The sequence below is a fragment of the Thalassobacter stenotrophicus genome (genome assembly GCF_001458315.1).
Classification (GTDB): domain Bacteria; phylum Pseudomonadota; class Alphaproteobacteria; order Rhodobacterales; family Rhodobacteraceae; genus Thalassobacter; species Thalassobacter stenotrophicus.
The window spans coordinates 256,464-280,508 of sequence record NZ_CYRX01000025.1; the positions used below are offsets into that span (position 1 = coordinate 256,464).

At 58.2% G+C, this 24,045-nt stretch carries 23 protein-coding genes and 4 tRNA genes; 16 read left to right on the forward strand and 11 right to left on the reverse strand.

Annotation, left to right across the window (positions count from 1 at the left end; translation table 11 throughout):
- Positions 1–176 precede the first annotated feature (176 nt).
- From tpiA to THS5294_RS08320, 3 genes are all read right to left on the reverse strand, one after another.
- Positions 177–908, reverse strand: coding sequence for a triose-phosphate isomerase (gene tpiA / locus THS5294_RS08310; RefSeq protein ID WP_058123387.1), 732 nt, complete (start codon positions 906–908; stop codon positions 177–179).
- A 35-nt stretch (positions 909–943) separates the two neighbouring features.
- Entirely contained in the window at positions 944–1,312 is a 369-nt protein-coding gene (locus tag THS5294_RS08315; RefSeq protein WP_038006524.1) for a HesB/IscA family protein, read from the reverse strand.
- 199 nt (positions 1,313–1,511) lie between these two features.
- On the reverse strand, positions 1,512–1,865 hold the full coding sequence (locus tag THS5294_RS08320) for a DUF59 domain-containing protein (RefSeq protein WP_038006525.1): 354 nt from the start codon (positions 1,863–1,865) through the stop codon (positions 1,512–1,514).
- Between the two features lie 224 nt (positions 1,866–2,089).
- Between THS5294_RS08320 and tgt the strand changes: the two genes are divergently transcribed.
- The 5 genes from tgt (at position 2,090) to THS5294_RS08345 (ending at position 7,001) form a co-directional block, all read left to right on the forward strand.
- Entirely contained in the window at positions 2,090–3,220 is a 1,131-nt protein-coding gene (gene tgt, locus THS5294_RS08325; protein WP_058123388.1) for a tRNA guanosine(34) transglycosylase Tgt, read from the forward strand.
- A 355-nt stretch (positions 3,221–3,575) separates the two neighbouring features.
- Entirely contained in the window at positions 3,576–5,972 is a 2,397-nt protein-coding gene (gene lon, locus THS5294_RS08330) for an endopeptidase La (RefSeq protein WP_038006529.1), read from the forward strand.
- Positions 5,973–6,179: 207 nt separating this feature from the next.
- A tRNA-Val gene (locus THS5294_RS08335) sits at positions 6,180–6,254 on the forward strand.
- A 47-nt stretch (positions 6,255–6,301) separates the two neighbouring features.
- Positions 6,302–6,883, forward strand: a complete 582-nt coding sequence (locus THS5294_RS08340; protein ID WP_058123389.1) for a histidine phosphatase family protein — start codon at positions 6,302–6,304, stop codon at positions 6,881–6,883.
- A 42-nt stretch (positions 6,884–6,925) separates the two neighbouring features.
- Positions 6,926–7,001: transfer RNA gene (locus THS5294_RS08345), tRNA-Val, on the forward strand.
- Between the two features lie 456 nt (positions 7,002–7,457).
- Here the strand turns inward: THS5294_RS08345 and THS5294_RS08355 are convergent.
- Positions 7,458–8,213 carry an SDR family NAD(P)-dependent oxidoreductase gene (locus THS5294_RS08355; RefSeq protein WP_058123391.1) on the reverse strand — a complete coding sequence of 252 codons (756 nt, stop codon included), beginning with the start codon at positions 8,211–8,213 and terminating at the stop codon, positions 7,458–7,460.
- 151 nt (positions 8,214–8,364) lie between these two features.
- On the opposite strand from THS5294_RS08355, the gene THS5294_RS08360 reads away from it, so the two are divergent.
- Positions 8,365–9,312: a DMT family transporter gene (locus tag THS5294_RS08360; RefSeq protein WP_058123392.1), complete on the forward strand. Its 948-nt coding sequence runs from the start codon at positions 8,365–8,367 to the stop codon at positions 9,310–9,312.
- A gap of 41 nt (positions 9,313–9,353) precedes the next feature.
- Positions 9,354–9,430, forward strand: a tRNA-Asp gene (locus THS5294_RS08365).
- Positions 9,431–9,523: 93 nt separating this feature from the next.
- Here THS5294_RS08365 and mmsB read toward each other — a convergent pair.
- The 3 genes from mmsB to THS5294_RS08380 form a co-directional block, all read right to left on the reverse strand.
- Complete coding sequence (mmsB, locus tag THS5294_RS08370) at positions 9,524–10,396, reverse strand: 3-hydroxyisobutyrate dehydrogenase (protein ID WP_058123393.1); 873 nt, start codon at positions 10,394–10,396, stop codon at positions 9,524–9,526.
- Between the two features lie 13 nt (positions 10,397–10,409).
- On the reverse strand, positions 10,410–11,441 hold the full coding sequence (locus tag THS5294_RS08375) for an enoyl-CoA hydratase/isomerase family protein (protein WP_233486438.1): 1,032 nt from the start codon (positions 11,439–11,441) through the stop codon (positions 10,410–10,412).
- A 94-nt stretch (positions 11,442–11,535) separates the two neighbouring features.
- Complete coding sequence (locus THS5294_RS08380; RefSeq protein WP_058123394.1) at positions 11,536–13,035, reverse strand: CoA-acylating methylmalonate-semialdehyde dehydrogenase; 1,500 nt, start codon at positions 13,033–13,035, stop codon at positions 11,536–11,538.
- Between the two features lie 212 nt (positions 13,036–13,247).
- On the opposite strand from THS5294_RS08380, the gene THS5294_RS08385 reads away from it, so the two are divergent.
- The 4 genes from THS5294_RS08385 to THS5294_RS08400 all read left to right on the forward strand — a co-directional run bounded on the left by THS5294_RS08385 (position 13,248) and on the right by THS5294_RS08400 (position 15,439).
- Complete coding sequence (locus THS5294_RS08385; RefSeq protein ID WP_038006541.1) at positions 13,248–13,682, forward strand: CBS domain-containing protein; 435 nt, start codon at positions 13,248–13,250, stop codon at positions 13,680–13,682.
- Between the two features lie 114 nt (positions 13,683–13,796).
- Positions 13,797–14,318: a pantetheine-phosphate adenylyltransferase gene (gene coaD / locus THS5294_RS08390; protein WP_058123395.1), complete on the forward strand. Its 522-nt coding sequence runs from the start codon at positions 13,797–13,799 to the stop codon at positions 14,316–14,318.
- 67 nt (positions 14,319–14,385) lie between these two features.
- A complete protein-coding gene (locus tag THS5294_RS08395) occupies positions 14,386–14,898 on the forward strand; it encodes a peptidylprolyl isomerase (protein WP_038006547.1) in 513 nt (170 codons plus the stop codon).
- Entirely contained in the window at positions 14,891–15,439 is a 549-nt protein-coding gene (locus THS5294_RS08400; RefSeq protein WP_058123472.1) for a peptidylprolyl isomerase, read from the forward strand. Before THS5294_RS08395 ends, THS5294_RS08400 begins: the two co-directional genes overlap by 8 nt.
- A 68-nt stretch (positions 15,440–15,507) precedes the next feature.
- On the opposite strand, the gene THS5294_RS08405 is transcribed toward THS5294_RS08400, so the two are convergent.
- Both THS5294_RS08405 and tyrS read right to left on the reverse strand, forming a co-directional pair.
- On the reverse strand, positions 15,508–16,218 hold the full coding sequence (locus tag THS5294_RS08405; RefSeq protein ID WP_038006551.1) for a VPLPA-CTERM sorting domain-containing protein: 711 nt from the start codon (positions 16,216–16,218) through the stop codon (positions 15,508–15,510).
- 145 nt (positions 16,219–16,363) lie between these two features.
- Positions 16,364–17,617 (reverse strand): tyrosine--tRNA ligase, encoded by a 1,254-nt coding sequence (tyrS, locus tag THS5294_RS08410; RefSeq protein ID WP_058123473.1) that lies wholly within the window; start codon positions 17,615–17,617, stop codon positions 16,364–16,366.
- 64 nt (positions 17,618–17,681) lie between these two features.
- On the opposite strand from tyrS, the gene THS5294_RS08415 reads away from it, so the two are divergent.
- The 5 genes from THS5294_RS08415 (at position 17,682) to THS5294_RS08435 (ending at position 23,348) form a co-directional block, all read left to right on the forward strand.
- Positions 17,682–18,776, forward strand: a complete 1,095-nt coding sequence (locus THS5294_RS08415) for an anhydro-N-acetylmuramic acid kinase (RefSeq protein ID WP_058123396.1) — start codon at positions 17,682–17,684, stop codon at positions 18,774–18,776.
- A gap of 133 nt (positions 18,777–18,909) precedes the next feature.
- Positions 18,910–20,361 (forward strand): glucose-6-phosphate dehydrogenase, encoded by a 1,452-nt coding sequence (gene zwf, locus THS5294_RS08420; RefSeq protein ID WP_058123397.1) that lies wholly within the window; start codon positions 18,910–18,912, stop codon positions 20,359–20,361.
- Entirely contained in the window at positions 20,358–21,032 is a 675-nt protein-coding gene (gene pgl, locus THS5294_RS08425; RefSeq protein WP_058123398.1) for a 6-phosphogluconolactonase, read from the forward strand. The genes zwf and pgl overlap by 4 nt, the downstream gene beginning before the upstream one ends.
- Entirely contained in the window at positions 21,029–22,627 is a 1,599-nt protein-coding gene (gene pgi, locus THS5294_RS08430; protein WP_058123399.1) for a glucose-6-phosphate isomerase, read from the forward strand. The genes pgl and pgi overlap by 4 nt, the downstream gene beginning before the upstream one ends.
- A 103-nt stretch (positions 22,628–22,730) precedes the next feature.
- The gene (locus THS5294_RS08435; protein WP_058123400.1) at positions 22,731–23,348 is read left to right on the forward strand and encodes a LysE family translocator; all 618 of its coding nucleotides are present in this window, start codon (positions 22,731–22,733) and stop codon (positions 23,346–23,348) included.
- A 3-nt stretch (positions 23,349–23,351) separates the two neighbouring features.
- Here THS5294_RS08435 and THS5294_RS18005 read toward each other — a convergent pair whose 3' ends face one another.
- On the reverse strand, positions 23,352–23,834 hold the full coding sequence (locus tag THS5294_RS18005; RefSeq protein WP_158508587.1) for an acyl-CoA thioesterase: 483 nt from the start codon (positions 23,832–23,834) through the stop codon (positions 23,352–23,354).
- A gap of 84 nt (positions 23,835–23,918) precedes the next feature.
- Positions 23,919–23,992: transfer RNA gene (locus THS5294_RS08440), tRNA-Gly, on the reverse strand.
- Positions 23,993–24,045: the final 53 nt, after the last annotated feature.

A 24,045-nucleotide genomic window follows, 5' to 3' on the forward strand; every position in this document is an offset into this window, starting at 1 on the left:
CGCGCGGCCAAATCGGCGATCGCGCAAAATGGTGTCGATCGTAGCGTAGTCCGTGGCGCATATGACATCGTAGTCTTGCCAGTGGACTAACGGCCCAGCCGAGCGCATTTTTTCATAGAATGGGTAGGGATTTTGAACAAAGGCTGGATCGCGAGGCGATTGTGACAAGCTTTGCATCACTGCGCGGCGAGGGCCTCAATGATTGGACAGAAATCTGCGGCCTTTAGGGACGCTCCGCCAACCAATGCGCCGTTCACGTTTGCGCAGCTGAAAATCTCACTGGCATTGGCCGCTTTGACGGAGCCGCCATAAAGCAGCGTAAAGTCTTTACCATCGTTAAACCTCACACACAGGTCGACGCGTAGGGCATCGTGGACCTCTGTTATCTGTTCGATCTCAGCTACGCGGCCTGTTCCTATGGCCCAAACGGGTTCGTAGGCTACGACTGTGTTGGCTGCAGTTGCGTCGTCCGGCACGCTGTTACGAAGTTGTTTCGCAAGAACGTCGAGGCAGTTACCAGCCTCGCGCTGAGCCAAGGTTTCGCCAATGCAAACAATGGCAATCAAGCCGGCGGACCAAGCGGCCTTTGCTTGTGCCTCAATGTCCTTATCAGTCTCGTTGTGATCGCTGCGTCGTTCAGAATGGCCAACGATAACATGCGAGGCGCCGGCATCGCACAGCATTTGGGCTGAGACATCGCCGGTATGTGCACCTTGGTTCGCAATGTGGCAATTCTGACCGCCGATGTGCAGCCCGGGTGTTGCTGCCGCCGCAATCAGTGTGGCTGGTGGGCAGATCAGCGCCGGAATGCTCGTCGCCGTAGCTGTATCTGCGATAGCCGGAAGTTCGCTCAGGTCGGACTTAAGCCCGTGCATTTTCCAATTGCCAGCGGCGAGTTTAGAGGGCATGCGCGGATCTCCTGAGCCAATGTGTTCAGGAGAGGTTAAGGCTTATCAACGGCCAATGCATCATCAAATTTGATCGACTCACCGCATCCGCACGCGTCGACGACATTGGGATTACGGAACTTAAAGCCTGCCTCAAGTAGGCTGACTTCGTAGTCAATTTCTGTTCCGAACAGGAACATCTGTGCCATAGGCGCGATCATCACACGCGCACCCTCGACTTCCACGACTTCGTCATTTTTGTCTATCTCAGAGACGTATTCCATCGTGTATTCCATCCCTGCGCAGCCACCTTTTTTGATGCCGATGCGCAAGCCCATGGAGTTATCTTTCTCCATTAGCTTTGAAATCTGGCCCGCAGCGGCGGGTGTTAGGGATACAGGTGGGTTGCCGGGAATGCCGAACATGAGCGATCTCCTTTGGGAGCAAGATAAGCCTGAGTGCATTTAGGCTCAAGAGGCAAGGCAGTGGTAAGTGAAGCGTTCAACCAGTTCAGCTATGTACAGCGTTCCAATGAGCGAGCCATTAACATGACCCTCAAGATCTTAACGCTGCGGTCCCGCTTTGAAAAAGCACACTCAGGGCTTTAGCACATCTGAACGGTTTCTACATGAAGCCCAATTCAAGCCGCGCTTCGTCGGACATCATCTCCATGCCCCATTGCGGCTCCCACGTTAGGTCTACGTCTACCTGCTTTACGCCTGGCAGGGGTGCTACAGCGTCAGCAACCCAGCCGGGCATTTCGCCAGCAACGGGGCAACCTGGCGCTGTAAGCGACATGATGATCCGCACTTCGCTTTCCGCATTGATATCAATGGTGTAGATCAGGCCAAGGTCATAAATATTGACGGGGATCTCTGGGTCGAACACCGACCGGCAGGCGTTAACGATGCCTTCATAAAGAGGGTGATCCGTGGAGGAGGGCGCGATCAGCGGCGTGCCTTCAAGAGCGTCTGACATGGAGAGATGAGCCTTCGACTTGTTTCCTTACCGAAAATATAGGGAATAGGATTGACGGCGTCCAGCCGTGAGGCGCGCATTAACCAATGCTGCGTAGTATTTTGGTTAACGGGCAGCGTTAAATAAAGAGTATAGTCGATAAACACCGGCAGCTTGAAACGTAAAACTGAACCTTTGGGCCACGCATCTTGCATGCCAACGCGCGCAGGCGTATCCGCCAGAGTATGACACAGACTTTTTCATTTAGCCTTCACGGCACTGACGGCCGCGCACGCACCGGCACCGTGCACACGCCACGCGGCGACATTCGGACACCTGCTTTCATGCCTGTCGGCACCGCGGCAACCGTCAAAGCAATGATGCCCGAAAGTGTTCGCGCGACAGGGGCCGACATCCTGTTGGGAAACACGTACCATCTGATGCTGCGCCCGACGGCGGAACGCGTGGCGCGCTTGGGTGGCTTGCACAAGTTTATGAATTGGGACCGACCGATCTTAACGGATTCGGGTGGTTTTCAGGTGATGAGCTTGGGCGCACTGCGTAAGCTGACGGAAGAAGGTGTGACCTTCAAATCTCATATCGATGGATCCAAGCACCATCTGACGCCCGAACGCTCCATGGAAATCCAGCGGCTTCTCGGATCAGACATTGTGATGTGTTTCGATGAATGCCCGGCTCTGCCTGCGGATCGCGCACGTATCCGGGAAAGCATGGAGCTGTCGATGCGGTGGGCAAAGCGGTCGCGCGATGCGTTTGGGGATCGGCCCGGCCATGCTTTGTTCGGGATCCAACAGGGCGGGTTAGAAGAAGACCTTCGCGCCGAAAGCGCAGAAGCGCTGCGCGGGATTGAATTCGACGGCTACGCGGTTGGTGGGCTTGCAGTGGGCGAGGGCCAAGAGGCAATGTTTTCTTGTCTTGATTTCGCGCCAGAGCAATTGCCGAAGGACAAGCCCCGCTACCTGATGGGAGTGGGAAAGCCCGATGATTTGGTGGGCGCGGTGAAACGCGGCATCGATATGTTTGACTGCGTCCTGCCATCGCGTTCCGGACGGACGGGCCAAGCGTTTACGCGCCGCGGCGTTGTTAACATTAAAAACGCGCGCCACATGGATGACCCGCGCCCACTGGATGCCGAATGTACGTGCCCTGCGTGTTCAAATTACTCACGGGCATATCTGCACCATGTTTTCCGGTCTCAAGAAATCCTCAGCTCAATGCTGCTGACCTGGCACAACCTGCACTATTATCAGGAGCTTATGGCAGCGATGCGGGCGGCAATTGCCTCGGGCACGTTTGCCGATTTCGAAACAGGTTTTCACGCCGCGCGGGCGCAGGGTGATATTGAGCCGGTCTAGGGGTGGGCAACCGTGGTCTATAGTGATGGGCGGGTGAATTTGGTGAAAGCCCGTCTAAAAGCCGAGGGCCCGGGCGGTATACTTTGCCCAAGCCAACACCAGAAAAATCTGCGTATGCACGGCTCAACCCTTGGCGTCACGTCAGCACGGTTTACTTGCGGAGGAGTTGTCTAAAACTGTCTCGATCGCTTGCGGCGGCGGGGCGGTGCATGGCACAGTATGACAAAGACGTAACGGGACTGAGTCCTTGAAGCGTTAACGGTTGGACCCCAAGTATTGGGGCACAAGACCGGAAGAGCACCACTGCTGCCGCCGAGCGGGGCCGGGGCTCTTTGCGAAACATAAAGGAACCAAGATGGATCATACCTCTTACCCTGTCCTGCCGCTGCGCGATGTTGTGGTTTTCCCCCATATGATCGTGCCACTGTTCGTGGGGCGCGAAAAATCGGTACGCGCGTTGGAAGAAGTGATGCGCGACGACAAGCAAATCTTGTTGTCCAGCCAGATCGATCCTGCGGTCGATGACCCGACCAGTGATGGCATCTATCGCACAGGTGTGCTGGCTAACGTGCTGCAATTGCTCAAGCTTCCCGACGGCACTGTAAAAGTGCTGGTCGAGGGCCGTGGCCGCGTGCAGATCACCGAATTCATCGAAAACGAGAACTTCTTTGAAGCCGAGGCTGCGCCGCTTGAGGAAACCTTGGGAGATGAGGCCATCGTTGAGGCGATGATGCGCTCCGTGGCTGAGGAATTTGAGCGTTATGCCAAGGTTAAGAAGAATGTCCCCGAAGAAGCGCTGACAGCCGTTTCGGAAACACAGGAGCCCGCCAAGCTGGTGGATCTTGTCGCAGGCCACTTGGGTATCGAAGTCGCGGACAAGCAGGAACTGCTGGAATTGCTCGTCGTGGCAGAACGGTTGGAGCGTGTCTACGGCATGATGCAGGGCGAGATGTCGGTCCTCTCGGTTGAGAAAAAGATCAAATCCCGCGTCAAAAACCAGATGGAGCGTACGCAGCGCGAATACTATCTGAATGAGCAAATGAAGGCTATTCAGAAGGAGCTGGGCGACGGTGAAGAAGGCGGCGGCGAAGTGGCCGAGCTGGAAGCGCGGATCGCGGAAACAAAGCTCTCCAAGGAGGCCAAAGAAAAGGCCGATGCGGAGCTGAAAAAGCTCAAGAATATGTCGCCTATGAGCGCTGAGGCGACCGTGGTGCGCAACTATCTTGACTGGATGCTGTCCATTCCGTGGGGCACGAAATCTCGTGTTAAGAAAGACCTTAACCGCGCGCAGAACGTCCTCGACAACGATCACTATGGCTTGGAAAAGGTTAAGGAACGCATCGTTGAATACCTTGCGGTCCAGCAACGCTCGGCCAAACTGCGCGGTCCGATCTTGTGTCTGGTCGGACCTCCCGGCGTGGGTAAAACCTCGCTCGGAAAGTCCGTGGCAAAGGCCACTGGGCGTGAGTTCATCCGTATTTCCCTTGGCGGTGTGCGGGATGAAAGCGAAATTCGCGGCCATCGGCGCACATATATCGGCTCAATGCCTGGTAAAATTATCCAAGCCCTGAAAAAGGCGAAAACCACGAACCCACTGATCTTGCTCGATGAAATCGACAAGATGGGTCAGGATTTCCGTGGTGACCCGGCCTCAGCCATGCTTGAGGTGCTTGACCCTGAGCAGAACGGCACGTTTGTCGATCACTACCTTGAGGTCGAATATGACCTTTCGAACGTGATGTTCCTCACGACGGCGAACTCCTACAACATGCCCGGGCCGCTGCTGGACCGGATGGAGATCATCAGCCTCGCAGGGTACACCGAGGAAGAAAAAGCCGAGATTGCCAAGCAGCACCTCATCTCAAAACAGGTTAAGAACCACGGCCTGCGCAAAGATGAATTCGCGCTGTCGGACGAAGCGCTGCAAGAGATGATCCGCACCTACACCCGTGAGGCGGGCGTGCGGAATCTGGAGCGTGAGATTGGCAAACTGGCCCGGAAAGCCGTCACCAAAATCGTTCGCAAAGAAGCCGACAAGGTTGAGGTGACGCCGGACAATTTGGATGATTTCCTTGGCGTGAAAAAGTACCGCTACGGTCTGGCCGAAAGCAAAGATCAGATCGGTGTTGTGACGGGCTTGGCCTATACTTCCGTTGGTGGTGATTTGCTGCATATTGAGGCGCTGAAGCTGCCCGGTAAGGGGCGGATGAAGACCACGGGTAAACTGGGCGATGTGATGAAGGAGTCGATTGATGCGGCGTCTTCCTACGTTCGCTCGATTGCGCCAAAAATTGGTGTGAAGCCGCCGATGTTCGACACGTTCGATATCCACGTACACGTTCCCGACGGTGCCACGCCCAAGGACGGTCCCTCCGCTGGTTTGGCGATGGTGACGTCCATTGTGTCGGTCCTGACCGGTATCCCCGTGCGCAAAGATATTGCGATGACGGGTGAGGTTAGCTTGCGCGGCAATGCGATGCCCATCGGTGGTCTTAAGGAAAAGCTCCTTGCGGCTTTGCGTGGTGGGATCACGACCGTGCTAATCCCTGAGGAGAATGAAAAAGACCTCGCGGATATTCCGGATAGTGTCAAAAATGGTCTTAAGATCATTCCAGTCACGCATGTGTCCGAGGTGATTGAACGTGCATTGGTCTCTGCACCAGAGGCGGTGGAATGGGACCAAGCCGCAGAAGAAGCCGCGGCCTTGGCGCGGATCACCTCCGACAAGGTGACTACAGCTACGACGCACTAGGCGCCTATCTGCTACAGACAGAATATCAGCCGTCCGCGCCCGTCGCGGGCGGCTTTCATTTTTGTAACTCAGGTTTCGGGTCCTTTGACACCGGATCGGCGCTTCAAGCGCGCCTCAGGAGGCGTAAAATTCCGCCTATACTCGGTTCAGTTTTTGCCTGAACAGCCTCTTGCATCCGACCCACAGCCTCGCTAGACCACCGTCCAAGGGTGATTAGCTCAGTGGTAGAGCGCTTCGTTCACATCGAAGATGTCAGGAGTTCAAATCTCTTATCACCCACCATTCTTTCTCGAATATGCGCGGCAAACCACCTGCAAGAGAGGGCCTTCATGACAGTCGAACTCTTCGTTTTGCGCCATGGGGAAACAACCTGGAATCGCGAAGGCCGCATGCAGGGCCATCTTAATGCGCCTTTGACCGAATTGGGTGTGGAGCAGGCGGTTACACAGCGCAATATCATGGCTGAACAGGATCTTAGCGGCTTTTGTGTGCTATCCAGCCCGTCTGGCCGTGCGGTGGAAACAGCCGCTATCGCGCTGGGGCCCCTCGTCACCGAAATCACCACAGATACCGATCTGCGTGAGGTGGGCGTTGGCGAATGGACTGGCCGTTTGCGTGCCGAATTGATCGATCCGACAGAGTGGCAGGTGACGGCCGACGGTGTGCTGGAGTTGTATGATATGGCGCCGGGTGGCGAAGGTCTTGCGGGCCTAGAGGCGCGTTGCGCCCGGTTTTTGGCGCGCCTTGAGGGGCCGCATGTGCTGGTCACGCACGGGATCACCAGCCGCATGATCCGGGCTCTCGCACTCGGTCACGGGCCGAATGTGACGCTTGCGACGTTGAGTGAAATGCCAGGCGGGCAGGGCGTTGTTTACCATGTGAAAGATGGTCAACAAAAACGTCTCTCTTAGGGCTTGCTCCTCCCTAATCTTTGACGTATTGCCTCGCGTAACGGGTCGTTAGCTCAGTTGGTAGAGCGCTTCGTTTACACCGAAGATGTCGGGAGTTCGAGCCTCTCACGACCCACCATTACCCCAGACCAAAGCTCTGCCTCAGTCCTTGAGATTAGACCGCGTGCGAGCCACCCACACTCCACCTAAAATCATATAGACCATCCCCCCAAGGACGTATCCCAGGATTACAGCCCACACTGGCCCGCCAACCAGCCATACGGCTAATGCGGTTAATAGGGCACCAAGAATGCCAATGCCTATGAGGGCGCCAAGGGTCGTGATCGATTTCATACCCAATCGTCGCAAGCAAAGCTTAATACACCCTTTACAAGCGACATGCCGAGTTAAGCTTTTACGGCGAATTTTAGGAAATTCGCAGGGCAGTTCGGTCGAAAAAAGGCGTCGCAACGGACTTTATGGCCCCTCGCGCGGGCGGTCACGGCGATTCTGTGTGTGTCAGCCCGGAACAACCACCAAAACCGGGCCGTAACATGACGGCCCAGTTCACTTCATTCATCTTCAAATTTGCGCGCTAGCCTCGCAACGCAGGCAGGCCAATGCCCGTGCTCTCAAATCCGCCGTCCACGGCCAGGGTTTGCCCGTTTACATAGCTCGCTTTGTCCGAGCAGAGCCAACAAATTGCTTCTGCCAATTCTTCTTCCTGCCCATAGCGGTTTAGGGGAATCGCATCGTGGTAGGCGGCGATGATTTCGGGGGTGTGGACCGCCATCGCCAGCTTGGTGCGCACGGGGCCGGGGGCCACGCAGTTGGCACGCACGCCAAACTCACCCAGCTCGGCCGCTTGTTGTTCGGTCAAATGCGCAACGGCTGCCTTTGACGTGCCATAGGCCACTCGCAGTGTTGAAGCCCGTAGCGCCGAGATGGAGGCGATGTTCACAATCGCGCCCCTGCGCGCTTTGAGCAGTGGAATGAACCCTTGGGACATCAGGAACGTTCCATCAAGGTTGATCGACATAATTCGACGCCACCGCGCGAAATCGGTGTCCTCCATCGGGCCAAAATCCGCGATGCCGGCATTGTTCACCAAGGCGTTGATACCACCACCTGTCAGCTCGGTGACATTGGCCACAAGCGCGTCTACGTCAGCCTCAAGGCTGATGTCGGCCACGATGTCATGCACGTCGCCCAACCCTTCGGCTGAGGCCTCCAGGGCGGGGGCATCCCAGTCCACCCGGACGACTTTCCACCCATCTTCCAAGAACTTGGCAGTGGTCGCCAAGCCGATGCCCCGTGCTGATCCCGTCACGAGCGCTACTTTTTGTGTCATGTTTTCCTCCCGTTTTGCGGCAGCCTGCCATGCGTTGCAGGGGCTTACAATTGGGGATCGTTTGGGGTGGCCAAAGCATCGCCGCGTGCTCGGAAGGGCGATAAGACTTGTTTCCGTCCCTACGGCCCCTAGGGTGACGCAGGAGGCGCGCATGGGACATCTCACTCGCAATCAAATCGGTATTTTGATGATCTGCTTGGGTACCGGGCTGATCACGCTGAATGACATGATGTTCAAGGCGCTGTCGGGGGACTACGCGCTCTATCAGATCGTCTTTGCGCGCTCACTTGGTGGGCTGATGTTCTCGCTTATTATTCTACAGATCGAAGGGGGCTGGCGGCTTCTGCGGACCGCAACGCCGTGGCAGCACGCCGCGCGCGCGATGATGGTGGTTGTGGCGAATATGTCCTTCTTTCTGGCCATCGCGGCGATGCCACTGGGATTGGTGTCGGCGCTGTTCTTCGTAGCCCCGTTGTTGATTACGATTCTTTCGATCCCGGTGTTGGGCGAACAGGTTGGCATCCATCGCTGGGCCGCGGTTGGGGTGGGGTTTGCAGGCGTTGCGGTGATGTTCGTGCCTGAACTGCTTGGCCAAGGTCTTGGCGTCCCGGGGTGGAGCTATGCCTTACCGCTGGTCGCCGCGCTCAGCTACGCTGGCAATCAGGTGATGACCCGCAAATTGGGGGTAACTAGCCGGGCCAGCGCACTCGCCATCTATATCCAAGTTATGTTTCTGGTGGTGAGCATCGCTTCCTGCGGGGTGCTGGGGCAGGGGCAGTATGCGCAAGGAATCACGAACGAAAGTTTGGTGTTTTTGCTCCGCGCATGGGTCTGGCCGGCGCCCGGTGACATCTGGGTGTTCCTTGCGCTCGGACTTAACGTAGCGGCAATTGCCTATTGCCTGTCGCAAGCCTACCGGATGGCGGAAGCAGGTGTTGTGGCCCCGTTCGAATATGTGGCCCTTCCGCTCGCGGTTTTCTGGGGTTGGAGCGTTTTTGGAGAGATTCCGGGGCCATTTACATGGGCCGGAATGGTGCTAATCGCGGGGGCGGGACTTTATATTGTCTGGAGAGAAAGAAAGTCGCGAAAAAGGGATTGACCCCCCCGTGCGGTAGCATTATCCCCCTCCACACGCAGTACGCGGTTGTAGCTCAGTTGGTTAGAGTACCGGCCTGTCACGCCGGGGGTCGCGGGTTCGAGCCCCGTCAACCGCGCCACTGCTGTATGACCTTTAGGTCACGTAAGAAAGCCGCCCCTCGGGGCCGCTTTTTCGTTTCATACTAAATGGTTAGGTTAGGTTAGCCCTAGGGCTAACCACGTGATTTCCGCTCAAACCTTGGCAGCATAGCTGAGAAATCCTGCCCTGCGCCGCCTTCCGATTCCACAAAGGTTTCGTATAGCGCAGTGGTGGCTTGGCCCAAGGGCGTGTCCGCATCTACGGCCTCTGCCGCTTGCTGGCTCAACCGCAGATCTTTGAGCATCAGCTCGGCCGCGAATCCCGGTTTGTAGTCGTTGTCCGCCGGAGAATCGGGGCCAACACCGGGGGCCGGGCAATAGGCGTTCATTGACCACGAATATCCGGACGAAGTTGACACAACGTCAAACATCGCCTGCCGGTCGAGCCCCAGTTTGTCGGCCAAGGCAAACGCTTCACAGGTGGCTGTCATGGTCACGCCAAGAATCATGTTGTTGCAGATTTTCGCCGCTTGGCCGTTGCCCGCGCCACCGCAATGTACGGCCTTTTGCCCCATGATCTCAAACAGAGGTTGCGCGGTGGCGAATGCGTTCTGTGGGCCGCCGACCATAAAGGTCAAAGTGCCTGCATCCGCGCCACCCGTGCCGCCAGAGACAGGTGCGTCTAGCGCGGCAAGGCTTGCGGCCTCAGCCTGTTCGGCAACCGCCCGCGCGCTGTCCACATCCACGGTTGAGCAATCGAGCAGCACGGCCCCCGGCTTCATCGCCGCAATGACCTCGGCTGCGACCGCGCGCAGGATCGCGCCGTTGGGCAGCATCGTGATCACAACATCCGCACCCTGTGCGGCTTCGGCCCCAGAGGCCGCCGCCGTCACGCCCGCAGGGCAGGGCGCGTGCAGGTCAAACCCCACAACTGTGTGGCTCGCAGACGCCAAGTTGCGCGCCATATGGTGCCCCATATTCCCCAGCCCGATAAATCCAATCTGCATAGTGTCCCTCCTTCTAAATTTTCAAAGCATCCGGCCCTAATGGCATCAGCATGCGGGCGACGTCCGTGGCCGGAACAGCCTCGGGGCCCGAGTGGCGCCATTTGGGGGATTTATCCTTGTCGATAATCTGTGCGCGAATCCCCTCGACGAAATCGCTGTGCTCAAGCGCGCGGTGGGTAAAGCGGTACTCAAGCCCCAGCGCGTCTGCCATCGTGGTGGCATCATTCATCCGGTGCAGCATTTCAACGGCGCAGGCCATGCCCAGCGGCGCATTGCGCGAAAGCGCCTTGGCAGCGCGTTCGGCCAGCGGCCCGTCTGCGGCTGCAACACTTCGTACGATGTCGCCTAGCGTCTCGCCGCTAAACAGGGCGTCAATTTCGGCCTGTGCCGCAGCCAGCGGCGCGTCGGGCGGTGGCGCAGCTGCCGCGGCAATGACAGTAACATCTCCTGTCGTACACAAGGCGGCCTTTAGGTCATCCCAGCCGTTAGGCACGTAGTTATCCGCAAATCCGGCATAGATGGCATCCGCGGCTCCCATTCGCGCCCCGGTGGTGCCCAAGTATTCGCCCAAACGTCCCGGCGCGAGGTGCAATAACAACGATCCCCCCACATCCGGAACAAGGCCGATCGCGCATTCCGGCATCGCAATCTGACTGGTGTCATCCACAATGCGGTGCGAGCCATGGCACCCAACGCCAACGCCGCCGCCCATGGTAAACCCCTGCAAAAACGCGACGACAGGCTTGGCATAGTGAAAAATTTTAGCGTTCATGCGGTATTCATCCGCCCAGAACCGCTGCCCGTAACCGTACTCGCCTTTAATTCCTGCGGCATACATCTCTGCGATGTCACCACCGGCGCAAAAGGCGCGTGAACCCTCGGCATCAATCAGTACAAGGTCAACGGCATTGTCTTCGGCCCAAGCATCAAGGGCGGCCTCAATGGCGAGACACATTTCCCACGTCAACGCGTTCAACGCGTCCGGGCGCCGCAACGTAATCCGACCAGCGCGGCCCTCAATTCGGCACCAGATATCCTCTTGCAAGGCTGTCCCTTCCTTTGTTCCCAAAATACTCAAAAGGGGTGCGGGGGGCATCGCCCCCCGCGGGTCGTCGCGCAAAGCGCGGCGAAATCCCTTATTATTCCATCACAGGAATAGAGAAGGCAGCCCCGTCTTTAATGCCCGAGGGCCAGCGTGCCGTCACCGTTTTGGTCCGGGTGTAAAACTTGAACGCATCCGGACCGTGTTGGTTCAAGTCGCCAAACACGGATTTCTTCCAGCCGCCAAACGTGTGGTACGCCAAAGGCACTGGGATCGGGACGTTAATACCGACCATGCCGACGTTAATGCGCGCGGCAAAGTCACGTGCGGCATCACCATCACGAGTGTAAATCGCGGTGCCGTTGCCGTACTCGTGATCCATTGCAAGGCCGATGGCCTCTTCATAGTTTTGGGCACGCACGACCGACAGAACCGGGCCAAAGATCTCTTTTTGGTAGATCTCCATGTCCTTGGTCACGCGGTCAAACAGGTGCGGGCCTACAAAGAACCCGTCCTCATAGCCCTGCAACGAGAACCCACGGCCGTCCACGACCAGCTCCGCCCCGGCTTCAACGCCCGACTGGACCAAGCGCTCGATGTTGGCCTTTGCGGCGGCCGTTACAACGGGGCCGTAGTCCACATCCGCGCCAGAAGTGTAGGGACCCACCTTCAACGCTTCAATCCGCGGCACGAGTTTCTCGATCAGTTTGTCGGCGGTTTCTTCACCCACGGGAACTGCGACAGAAATCGCCATGCAGCGTTCGCCAGCCGCGCCGTAACCCGCGCCAATCAACGCATCCGCTGCTTGATCCATGTCCGCGTCAGGCAGGATGATCATGTGATTCTTGGCGCCACCAAAACACTGCACGCGCTTGCCGTTCGCACAGCCACGCTCATAGATGTAGGCGGCAATCGGGGTTGAGCCGACAAAGCCCACAGATTGGATGATTTCATTGTCCAGAATCGCGTCAACGGCCGTTTTGTCACCGTTCACGACCTGGATCACACCCTTCGGCAGACCCGCTTCTTCTAGCAGCTCTGCCAGCATGATCGGCACGGATGGATCGCGCTCGGAGGGCTTGAGGATAAAGCTGTTACCGCACGCGATGGCGGGGGCAAACATCCACATCGGGATCATCGCGGGGAAGTTAAACGGCGTGATGCCGGCGGTCACACCCAAGGGCTGACGCATCGAATACATGTCGATGCCGGGGCCTGCATCGGTGGTGTAATCCCCCTTCAGCAATTCGGGTGCGCCGATGCAGTATTCGACGACCTCAAGGCCGCGCTGCACATCGCCTTTGGCGTCGGGCAGGGTCTTACCGTGCTCGCGGCTCAGCGCTTCGGCCAATTTGTCCATGTCGCGGTGCAAAAGTCCGACAAAAGCCATCAAGACCCGCGCGCGACGCTGAGGGTTCACTGCAGCCCATTTGGGTTGTGCGGCCTGCGCGACGGCGACTGCATGTGCCATTTCTTCACCATTGGCGAGCGGAACGCGTGCCTGAACCTCACCGGTGGCCGGATTGTAGACATCGGCAAAGCGCCCAGATGAGCCCGCAACGCGCGCGCCATTGATATAGTGACACAGGTCTTCCATGACCGTTCCTCCCAAGTGAATTAAATCCCTGACCTTGAGTGGCAAATTCGGCGGGCGGGTGCAAAGGGGTTTTGACAACAAATGTGTCGCATTCGAATGCGCTCTGCTTTTTGCGCGCATAGGTTGTGTTTTCGCGCAGCTACACACCTTGACAGAAGCCCTTCTCGCGCGCACGCTTTCCCTAAAGAAAGTTACGACAGGGAGGTTTAGGGATGCTTGTTCATCAAATTCTGAAATCAAAGGCCACGACTGATGTTTTGACAATTGCGCCCGATGCACTTGTGTCGGATGCTGCAGCCGAACTGTCGTCACGCAAAATCGGCTCCTTGGTGGTCTCCAGCGGTGATGGAACGGCAGCTGGCATCCTGTCAGAGCGGGACATTGTGCGCGAAATCGGCCGTCGCGGCACCATCTGCCTGAGCGAAAAGGTCTCGGATATGATGACCAAAACGCTCGTGACCTGCGCTCCAAACGACGACGCGCAAAGCGTGCTTGAAAAAATGACCAACGGCCGGTTCCGCCACATGCCTGTGCTGGACAACGGCAAAATGGTCGGCCTCGTGACGCTGGGCGACATCGTCAAAGCGCGTTTGTCTGAGGTTTCTATGGAAAAAGAAGCCCTTGAGGGGATGATTATGGGGCACTAGCCCCTGCGCCTCGCACGATAATATCGCGGGACAGATGGACGCGGGTCTCTTGCTTTTTGCCCGCGCATCAGGTCTGCCTAGAGGACTTGATAGCACAAACCCCCGGAGGTGCCGATGCGCACTGGACTTTATCCCGGCACCTTTGACCCGATCACGTTGGGTCATATCGATATCATCAAACGGGCCTGTTCCCTGGTGGATCGCCTTGTCATTGGCGTGGCGATCAACCGCGATAAGGGGCCTTTGTTCTCGCTCGAACAGCGCGTTGCGATGGTTGAAGAAGAATGCGCCTTTTGGGCGAAAAAGACCGGTGTTGAAATTGTCGCGCATCCCTTTGAGAACCTGCTGATCGATTGCGCCCGCGATGTGGGCGCGCAGGTGATTGTGCGGGGGCTGCGGGCTGTTGCGGACTTTGAGTATGAGTTCCAGATGGTTGGCATGAACCGCCAACTCGACAACAGCATCGAGACCGTTTTCCTAATGGCTGAGGCAGAGCATCAGGCGATTGCCTCCAAGCTGGTTAAGGAAATCGCGCGGCTCGGCGGGGATGTGTCAAAGTTTGTCACGCCGCCTGTCAAAGAAGCGCTGCATCAGATGTACCCAAGCGACCGCGCGGTCCTGCGCCGAGAGGCCTGAAGCCCCCTTTCCCTTTCCGTCCAAGGCCCCTAGGGTGCCCGCCAAACGGACACGGAAAGGGAGCCACATGGCCGATATCAAAGATCCAGAAAACACGATTCTGATGGAACTCAAGGGCGGCACAGTCGTTATTGAGCTGCTGCCGGACGTTGCCCCCGGGCATTGCGACCGCATGAAAGAACTGGCCCGCGAAGGTGCCTATGACAACGTGGTGTTCCACCGCGTGATCGAAGGTTTCATGGCGCAAACCGGTGACGTACAGCACGGCAACCTCGATGCGGGCGGCAACATTCGTTCCGCAGGTACTGGCGGGTCCGACAAACCGAACCTGAAGGCTGAATTCTCTGGCGTACCACACGATCGTGGCACACTGGGCGCTGCCCGCTCGTCCAGCCCGGACAGTGCAAACTCGCAGTTCTTCATCAACTTCAACGACAACCACTTCCTTAACCGCCAGTACACGGTCTACGGCCGGGTCATCAGCGGTATGGATCATGTCGATGCGATCACCCGTGGCGAGCCACCTGCGAACCCCGATGTGATGATTTCGGTCAAGGTCGCAAGCGATGCCGATGCGTAGTCTTGCCTTGGCACTGGGGTTGGCGGTCGCCACGCCAGCGCTTGCAGTCGAGATGACCATCACGGTTGAGGGGGAGGCCAACGGCGCGATCACAATCGATCTGCTGGAAGAGGTCGCCCCCAACCACGTGGCGCAAATCAGAACACTGGCTGAACAAGGTGCCTACGACAACGTGGTGTTCCACCGCGTAATCGATGGTTTCATGGCGCAAACCGGGGATGTCGAATTCGGCAAACTCGGTGCAGATATGCGTATGGCTGGGCGCGGCGGATCGGATTTACCCAATATTTCGGCTGAGTTCTCGGATATCCCGTATGAGCGTGGCACGGTCGGTATGGCGCGGGCGCAAAACCCCGACAGCGCGAATTCTCAGTTCTTTATCATGTTTGAGCCAGGTCCGTTCTTGAACGGTCAGTACACAGTGATTGGCCAAGTGACAGAGGGTCTTGACGTATTGGACGCGATCAAACGTGGGACTGGATCGAACGGTGCGGTTGTTGGTCGTCCGGATGTGATGACGACGGTCACGATCTCTCGCTAAGACTTGAATATTGTAAACGAAGACGGGCGGCCTTTGCGGGCCGCCCGTTTTGCATTTAGTCTTAAGTCTTAGCTGGGTTTGCGCCGTCGCTTGCGGCCAATAGCCATCAAGCCTGCCAAACCCGTCATCGCCAGCACCGCGCCTGCGGGCAATGGCACCGCCGCGGCGGTTGCGGCGTCGATTGTAAAGCCGTCGTTCAGCCCGCTGTGGCGCATCTCGACGGATGCGGAGGTCACAAAGCCGCTGAAATCGACCACCACCAGTTTTTCGTTTCCGTTTCCGGCACCGGGCCCGAAGGTCGCGGTTTCGCCGCCCGCTGATACGGTCAGGCTCTGAAACTCACCGCCGTCACGTAGGCCAAAAATCAAGCGGTTAAATGAGGCACTGCCCACCCGGCTGACGTCCCACTTGATCCCAAGCGTATCGTTGGAGTTGAGCGATTTGCTCCCCGCGATTGGTACGAGGTTGCCCTGGCCGTTGATGCCATCGTCCTGAATGGCCAGATCCGCAGAGCACGTCCCGCCGCCGTTCGACCGACATGTGGAGCCACTCCCAACGCCGCCAAGGCTCGAAAAAGTCCCAACGCTTGTCCCGGTGAGGGGGCCGTTTAGCGCGCCGCCAGAATATGTTTCAAAGTCTTCGAGTGAGAAGTTTCCGCCCATCGATGACGCGAAAGCTGTCAGGTCAAAGGTTGCAACCGATATCGATGAAGCCTGCGCTGATGCCCCAAATGAAAGGGTGATGGCGCAAAGTGCCGCTAAGAACCGTTTTGTTTTCATGTCAAAATTCCGAAAGATATACTTTAGATATAAATCTGATACTAACGGTGATGTTTTGGCCTGAAAAGATACAATATGGCAAAAATTAGGTAAGTTACCCTACGTCACTTGGGCTTATGACGTAGGGCTAAGTCTCAGCAGGACGTTAGGATTGGAGCTGCACAAGCGCGTGGCGCTTCTTGCCAGCGCTTAGCTTTATAGGCGTCGCTAGGTCATCGGATGTCACCATTACGCCCGGATCGGTCAGTGCGGCGTCATTCATCTGCGCCCCACCGCCCGAGATCAGGCGCTTTGCCTCTTTGCCGGAGCCCGCAAGCCCGGACCGAGTGATCAGTTGCACGATGGAAATGCCATCGCCGACCTCATCGGCGGAAAGGGTTAAGGTCGGCAGATCGTCGCCCGCACCGCCTTTTTCAAACACTTCGCGTGCAGTTGCTTCGGCGGTTTTCGCGGCCTCGGCGCCGTGCAGGAGGGTTGTGACCTCATTGGCGAGAATAATTTTCGCCGCGTTGATCTCTGACCCCTCAAGCGCGCCAAGACGATCACACTCGTCAACGGGCAGTTCGGTATACAGCTTCAGGAATCGCCCAACGTCTGCGTCAGTCGTATTGCGCCAGAACTGCCAAAACTCATAGGGAGACAGCATCTCACCGTTCAGCCAGATCGCGCCGCCTTGGCTTTTGCCCATCTTTTTGCCGTCGCTCGTCGTCAACAGGGGGGTCGTCAGGCCGTAGACTTCTGAATCGATCACGCGGCGGGTCAGGTCGATCCCGTTAATGATGTTGCCCCACTGATCCGAGCCACCCATCTGCAACAAACAGCCGTAGCGGCGGTTAAGCTCCATGAAGTCATAGGCTTGCAGGATCATGTAGTTGAATTCGAGAAAGCTGAGCGATTGTTCGCGGTCCAGGCGGGACTTAACGCTTTCAAAGCTGAGCATCCGGTTCACGCTAAAATGCCGCCCGATGTCGCGCAAAAAATCGAGGTAGTTGAGCCCGTCCAGCCATTCGGCGTTGTTGCGCATGATCGCCTGACCGGGCGCGTCGCCGTAGTCTAGGTATTGCGCAAAGACTTTCTGCATTCCGGCGATGTTGGCATCAATCTGTTCGGGTCCGAGCAGGGGCCGCTCGTCCGAGCGGAACGACGGGTCGCCCACCTTGGTCGTGCCGCCGCCCATGAGGGTGATCGGCTTATGGCCCGTTTTCTGGAACCACCGCAGCAGCATGATGTTCAACAGGTGCCCCACATGAAGCGAGGCGGCCGTGGCATCATACCCGATATAGGCCGGGACAACCCCGGCGATCAGGGCGTCATCCAACGCTTGCAGGTCGGTGCAGTCGGCCAGAAAGCCGCGCTCGATGATCACGCGGAGAAACTCGGATTTGGGCTGGTAGGTCATCGGAATTGGGTCCATCTTTGGGGTGAGGTGTGCATAAGCAAAAGCGCGCGCAAGGGAAAGAGCCATGGAACGGATTTGGGCGGTTGGTGCCATGTCGGGCACGTCGATGGACGGTGTGGACACGGCTGAGCTGTTGACCGACGGGTCTGATATCTTTGCATTCGGCGAAACGGGGTACCGCCCGTATACCGAGCCTGAGCGCGCCGTTCTGCGTGCCGCCATGGGTAAATGGCAGGGTGATCCCGGCGTGGCTGAGGCCGCAAATGTCGTGGAAACGGCACATATTGAGGCGCTGCGCCTCTATGGCAAAAAGCTGATCGGTTTTCATGGGCAGACGCTGGCCCATGCGCCCGGCGGGCAAGGCACGCACCAAGCGGGCAGTGGCGATGTCTTGGCCGAGGCTCTCGGCGCGCCCGTTGTCTGGGATTTTCGCACCGCCGACGTGGGGCTAGGCGGGCAGGGTGCGCCGCTGGCGCCTGCGTTCCACTTTGCCTGTGCGCGTTGGATCGGGGCAGAGGCGCCGGTGGTGTTCCTTAACCTTGGCGGTGTTGCGAACATCACATGGGTCGATCCGCGTGTCGATCAAATGGACGCGCCGGGTGCGATGCTCGCGTTCGACACCGGCCCTGCGAATGCTCCGCTTGATGATCTGGTGCGCGCGGCCACGGGCGCAGACTATGATGCGGCTGGGCAATTGGCCGCTGGCGGGCGGTGTTATGCCGCCCTGTCCGAAGCCGTGCTGGAGCATCGCTTCTTTGGTGAATTGCCGCCAAAATCATTGGACCGAAATGAGTTGTCTCACGTCCTAGAGCCAATAACCACATTGCCCCTCGCGGATGCGCTGACCACGCTTGCCGATGTTGTCGGACGTTCAGTCGCGCGCGCACTGGCCTTTTGCCCCGAGATGCCAGCGCAGGTGTTGGTGGCGGGTGGCGGGCGGCAGAACCCGACGTTGATGGCGGCCCTTCACGCGCACATTTCATGCCCCGTAAACCCCGTCGAAACCGTGGGCCTAGATGGTGATATGCTTGAGGCGCAGGCCTTTGCCTACCTCGCTGTGCGGGTCCAAGCGGGCTTGCCGACATCCTTCCCGAGTACAACGGGTGTGGGGGCCTCAGTCGGGGGTGGGCGGATATCGCGCCCAACCTCTGAGGTCTAAATCTAGGTTTGAACCCGGATCACGGGCTGTTACACAAGCCGTATAGACAAATTGATTTTGCGTGTTAAAACGGCGTCGTTAGCGCTAACATATCGCGAGCGCGTTCCATTTTCTGCCTGCGGAGACCTAAACTATGGTTTCAAGAGTTATCCCCGTCGATGCCTTCGATCTCGTGATCTTTGGGGGGACCGGCGATCTGGCCCGCCGCAAAATCCTGCCTGGGTTGTACCGTCGCTTTTGGGCCGGTCAGATGCCCGATGAGGCGCGCATCATTGGTGCCGCCCGGACCGACCAAGACGTTGCAGCGTTCCGCACGATGGTCGCTGAGGCGATTGCCGAGTTTGTGTCTGAGCGCAAACGCGATGCGGATTGCATCAAACGGTTCCTCGACTGCATCGACTACGTCACCCTTGACGCGCGCGGTGAGGCGGGTTGGAAGGAACTGAAATCCAAGTGCCGGGCGAACACCGTACAGGCGTTCTACTTCTCAGTGGGTCCGGGTCTCTTTGGTGACATTGCAGAGCGGTTGCGCAGCTTTAAGATCGCACGGCAAGATGCTCGTATCGTTGTGGAAAAACCGTTTGGTCGTGACCTTGCGACAGCCAAGGAATTGAATCGCGAACTGAGCGCGAATTTCGACGAATCGCAGATTTACCGCATCGATCATTACCTTGGCAAAGAGACGGTGCAAAACCTGATGGCTGTCCGTTTTGGTAACGTTCTGTTTGAGCCGCTGTGGAACGCGCAATATGTGGATCACGTCCAGATCACCGTGGCCGAGACCGTTGGCGTTGGCGGGCGCGGGGCCTATTACGACAAATCCGGGGCGATGCGGGACATGGTGCAAAACCACCTGATGCAGTTGTTGTGCCTCACGGCGATGGAACCACCCGCCAAGTTTGATCCCGACGCCGTGCGCGATGAAAAGCTCAAAGTGATCCGCGCGCTGGATCCGGTAGAGGCTGACGATATCGTGCGTGGCCAGTACCGTGAGGGCGCAGAGCCGGGGTATCTACAGGATGTCGAAAATCCCGACAGCCGCACCGAAAGCTTCATCGCACTCAAATGCCACATCTCTAACTGGCGCTGGAAAGGCACACCTTTCTACCTGCGCACGGGCAAACGTATGGCCGCGCGGATGTCGGAAATCGTGGTGCATTTCAAACCCACCCCGCACAGCATTTTCGGTGAAGAGGCTGGGACCAAGGCTAATGTTCTCAGCATCCGGTTGCAGCCTGATGAGGGGATCGACCTGTCCGTGACGATCAAGGAACCCGGGCCCGGGGGGATGCGCTTGATGGACGTGCCGCTGGATATGTCCTTTGCCGAAGCCTTGGGCGAAGAGGCTGCCGACATGCCCGACGCCTATGAGCGGCTGATCATGGATGTGATGCGCGGCAACCAAACCCTGTTTATGCGGGGTGACGAGGTTGAGGCGGCTTGGGCGTGGACCGACCCCTTGATTGAGGCGTGGACCCGGCGCGGCAGCAAACCATGCAGCTACGCCCAAGGGAGCACAGGCCCAGAAGAAGCAATGATGTTAATGCACAAGGACAGACGCCGCTGGCGCGAGTTGGAGCAATGAAAGACCTAATCGAATACCCCGACGCCGACATGATGATGTTGGATCTGGCCAACACGATTGCCGGATCCCTCGAAATGAACCTGCAAACCCATGAAACGGCCTCGCTGTGTGTGCCCGGTGGAACAACGCCGGGTCCGATTTTCGATAGCCTATGCGCCGCGGATCTGGATTGGGCGCGGGTTACGATCATGCTGAGCGATGAGCGGTGGGTCCCCGAAAGCTCGCCTCGGTCGAACACCGCGCTGTTGATGCACCGGTTGTGCGTCGGGCGCGCGGCGGCGGCCAAGATCGCGCCGCTCTATATGCAGACCGACACCCCCGAGGATGCCTTGGACGAACTGATTGAGGGTCTGAAACCCGCGCTGCCGATCTCGGTTCTTTTGCTGGGTATGGGCGCGGATATGCACACGGCCTCGCTGTTTCCGGGCGCGGATCAACTGGATGCTGCGTTGCGTGACGACGCGCCCGCTTTGATGGCCATGCGGGCCCCAGGCGCGCCTGAGCCGCGCATCACCCTGACGGCCCCGGTTCTTGCCGGCGCGATGGAGACGCATATCGTGATCATCGGTGATGAAAAGCGCGAGGCGCTGGAACGCGCCAAACACCTCAGCCCACAGGCCGCGCCCGTTTCGGTCGTTTTGCCAAAAGCCACGGTTCATTGGGCACCATGAATACGTTTTGGAAGGCCGTTGCGCAGGCCAAGCAAGAAACAGGCGCAGACATCCAAACACTGCTGAGCGATCCGGCGCGGGACTTTACCGTGTCGCAAGGCGATGTGATCTTTGACTACCGCAAGACGGCGATGACACAGGCTGCGCGCACGACTCTTTTGGCTGCGGCCGAAGCCGTCGTGCCTGCCGCGCGTGCCGCGATGTTTAACGGTCAGCCGATCAACGATACCGAAGGCCGCGCCGTGTTGCACACCGCGTTGCGTGCCGGTCCCGACGCCGAAATCCACGTAGACGGCGCCGATATCATGCCCGGTATTCGCGCGACATTGGACCGTATGGGCGCATTCGCGGACCAAGTCCGCAGCGGCGCGTTCACTGGCGCTGGTGGCAAAATCACGGATGTTTTGAACATCGGGATTGGGGGCTCGGACCTTGGGCCTGCGATGGCAACTCTCGCGCTGGCACCCTTTGCGGATGGCCCGCGCGTGCACTTTGTCTCGAACGTGGATGGCGCCGATTTTGCGGACAAAACGCGCGGGTTGAACCCTGCGACGACGCTCGTGATCGTGGCGTCCAAGACATTTACAACGATCGAGACGATGACCAACGCGGCCACGGCAAAGGCGTGGATGGCGGATGTGCCGAACCTTGATGCGCAGTTCGTCGCGCTCAGCACGGCGGATGACAAGGTCGCGGCCTTTGGCATTCCGCCCGAACGGATGTTCGGGTTTGAGGATTGGGTCGGTGGACGCTATTCGATGTGGGGGCCGATTGGCCTGTCGCTGATGCTGGCCATCGGGCCAGAGCGGTTTGAGGCGATGCTGGCGGGTGCGCGCGCTATGGATGACCATTTCCGCACGGCCCCCTTGGCACAGAACATGCCGGTGATACTGGCGCTGGTTGGCATCTGGCATCACCAAGTGTGTGGGTTTCCGACGCGTGCGGTGCTGCCCTACGACAACCGCCTTGCGCGGCTGCCTGCCTATCTCCAACAGCTTGAGATGGAGAGTAACGGCAAGCGCGTCACCATGGATGGCCAAAACAGCGAAGGCGTGACAGGCCCCGTCGTCTGGGGCGAGCCGGGCACAAACGGCCAGCACGCGTTTTACCAGCTGATCCACCAAGGCACGACGCCGGTTCCGTGCGAATTCATGATCGCCGCGCGCGGTCATGAGCCTGATCTGGATCACCACCATCGACTTTTGATCGCCAACTGCCTTGCCCAGTCCGAGGCGTTGATGCGCGGGCGGTCCTTGGAGGAAGCGCGGGCGATTATGGCCGCAAAGGGTTTTGAAGACCCCGAGCAAGATCGCCAAGCGCGCCACCGGGTATTCCCGGGCAACCGTCCGTCTACGACGTTGATCTATCCGCAGCTAACCCCCGAGGTTTTGGGCCAGATCGTGGCGCTTTATGAGCACCGTGTGTTTGTCGAAGGTGTGATGCTGGGCATTAACTCTTTCGATCAATGGGGCGTTGAGTTGGGCAAAGAGTTGGCTACAGCTTTGGGGCCGTTGGTCGATGGCGCGGACGCGAGCACTAAGGATGCCTCAACCCAAGCGCTGCTTTTGCAATTGCGCGCTTGGCGGGGGGACTAATCTGTCCCGCTACAGGCCAAAATCAGCGCGCAGAGCGGTTGCAGTAGCAATTGCTCTGAGCAAAATATCAGGCCAAGGATGTTAACTTATATGGCCCTGACAGATGATTGATTGGCTGCTCTTCATTCCCGCTTGTTTCGCGCTGAACCTCGCGTTTGGACCGAACAACTTGTTGGCGTTAACCCATGGGGCAAGGCGGGGCGTTGGTTTTGCTGCGCTGGCGTCGCTTGGGCGATTGCTCGCCTTCGCCCCCATGATCGCGCTCAGCGCGCTGGGGTTGGGTGTGATCCTAACGGCGTCATCCGTGGTGTTTGGCATCGTCAAGATTATCGGTGCGGCCTATCTGATCTGGCTTGGTATCTCGCTTTTGCGCAGCGCGTCATCCATAGATGCACGATCCCTGTCCGGGGGCGATATCACCTTGCCGCGCGCTCTTCGGTCCGAGGCTTTGGTCGCCCTAAGCAACCCCAAAGCCATCCTCATCTTTGCCGCCTTTTTCCCGCAGTTCATCAGCCTTGAGGCCTATTGGTCGGGCTATGCGATGTTGGGCGCGGCTTTCTTGATGTTGGAGGTCATGGCGATCCTCGTCTACGCACTGCTTGGCAAGGTCGCGTCACGCTTTGCCGCTGGCGGCTTGCCGATTTTTCAGCGCCTATCAGGGGCCATGATGTGTGTGTTTGGGGCTGTTTTGCTGTTTAGCCCGCAGCCAAGCCCGCGCTAGGGGCTAGCTCTCAAACACCGCGCCATCCTTTTCGGTGATCACGTCGATGAACGCTTGGGGCAATGCTTTGCGGGTCACGGCGTCCTCTTCCATCAGCACGATCACCGCATGCCCCACCGCGCAGACTTGGCCACGGGCGACAACGGCGTATTGCATCTTCCACGACGTGCGCCTGTAGCTGAGGGACCGGCCGACGACGATGTATTCCTCATCGAGGTGCAGGGGGGCTTTGTATTCTACATCGACGTTGCGCAGAACCAGAACTGGACGCTCGCCTGACGCGACAAAATTGGCGATGCCGTAGTCGCGCATATAGGCCACGCGAAAGCTTTCGAACCAGCTGAGATAGACGGCGTTGTTGACGTGGTTGAGCACGTCCAATTCATGGAACCGCACCCGGTCTGCTTGGCCGATGTTGAACACATCCGGCACCCCGCGCGCGCGCAAGGTTGGGATATCAAGCGGGGTTAGTAGGGGCAGGGACATCAGAGGGCTCATGGCTAGAACAGTTGGCGGCCAAACTGCACCATCTGCTGCTGGGGTCAACCAGTTCGCGATGTTTGGAGGGACTGGAGCGGGTAACGAGAATCGAACTCGTAACTTAAGCTTGGGAAGCTCGCGTGATACCTTTTCACCATACCCGCGTCCGTGGGATTACTTAGGCCGGGTCGCGGGGGGATACAAGCGGTGTTGATAC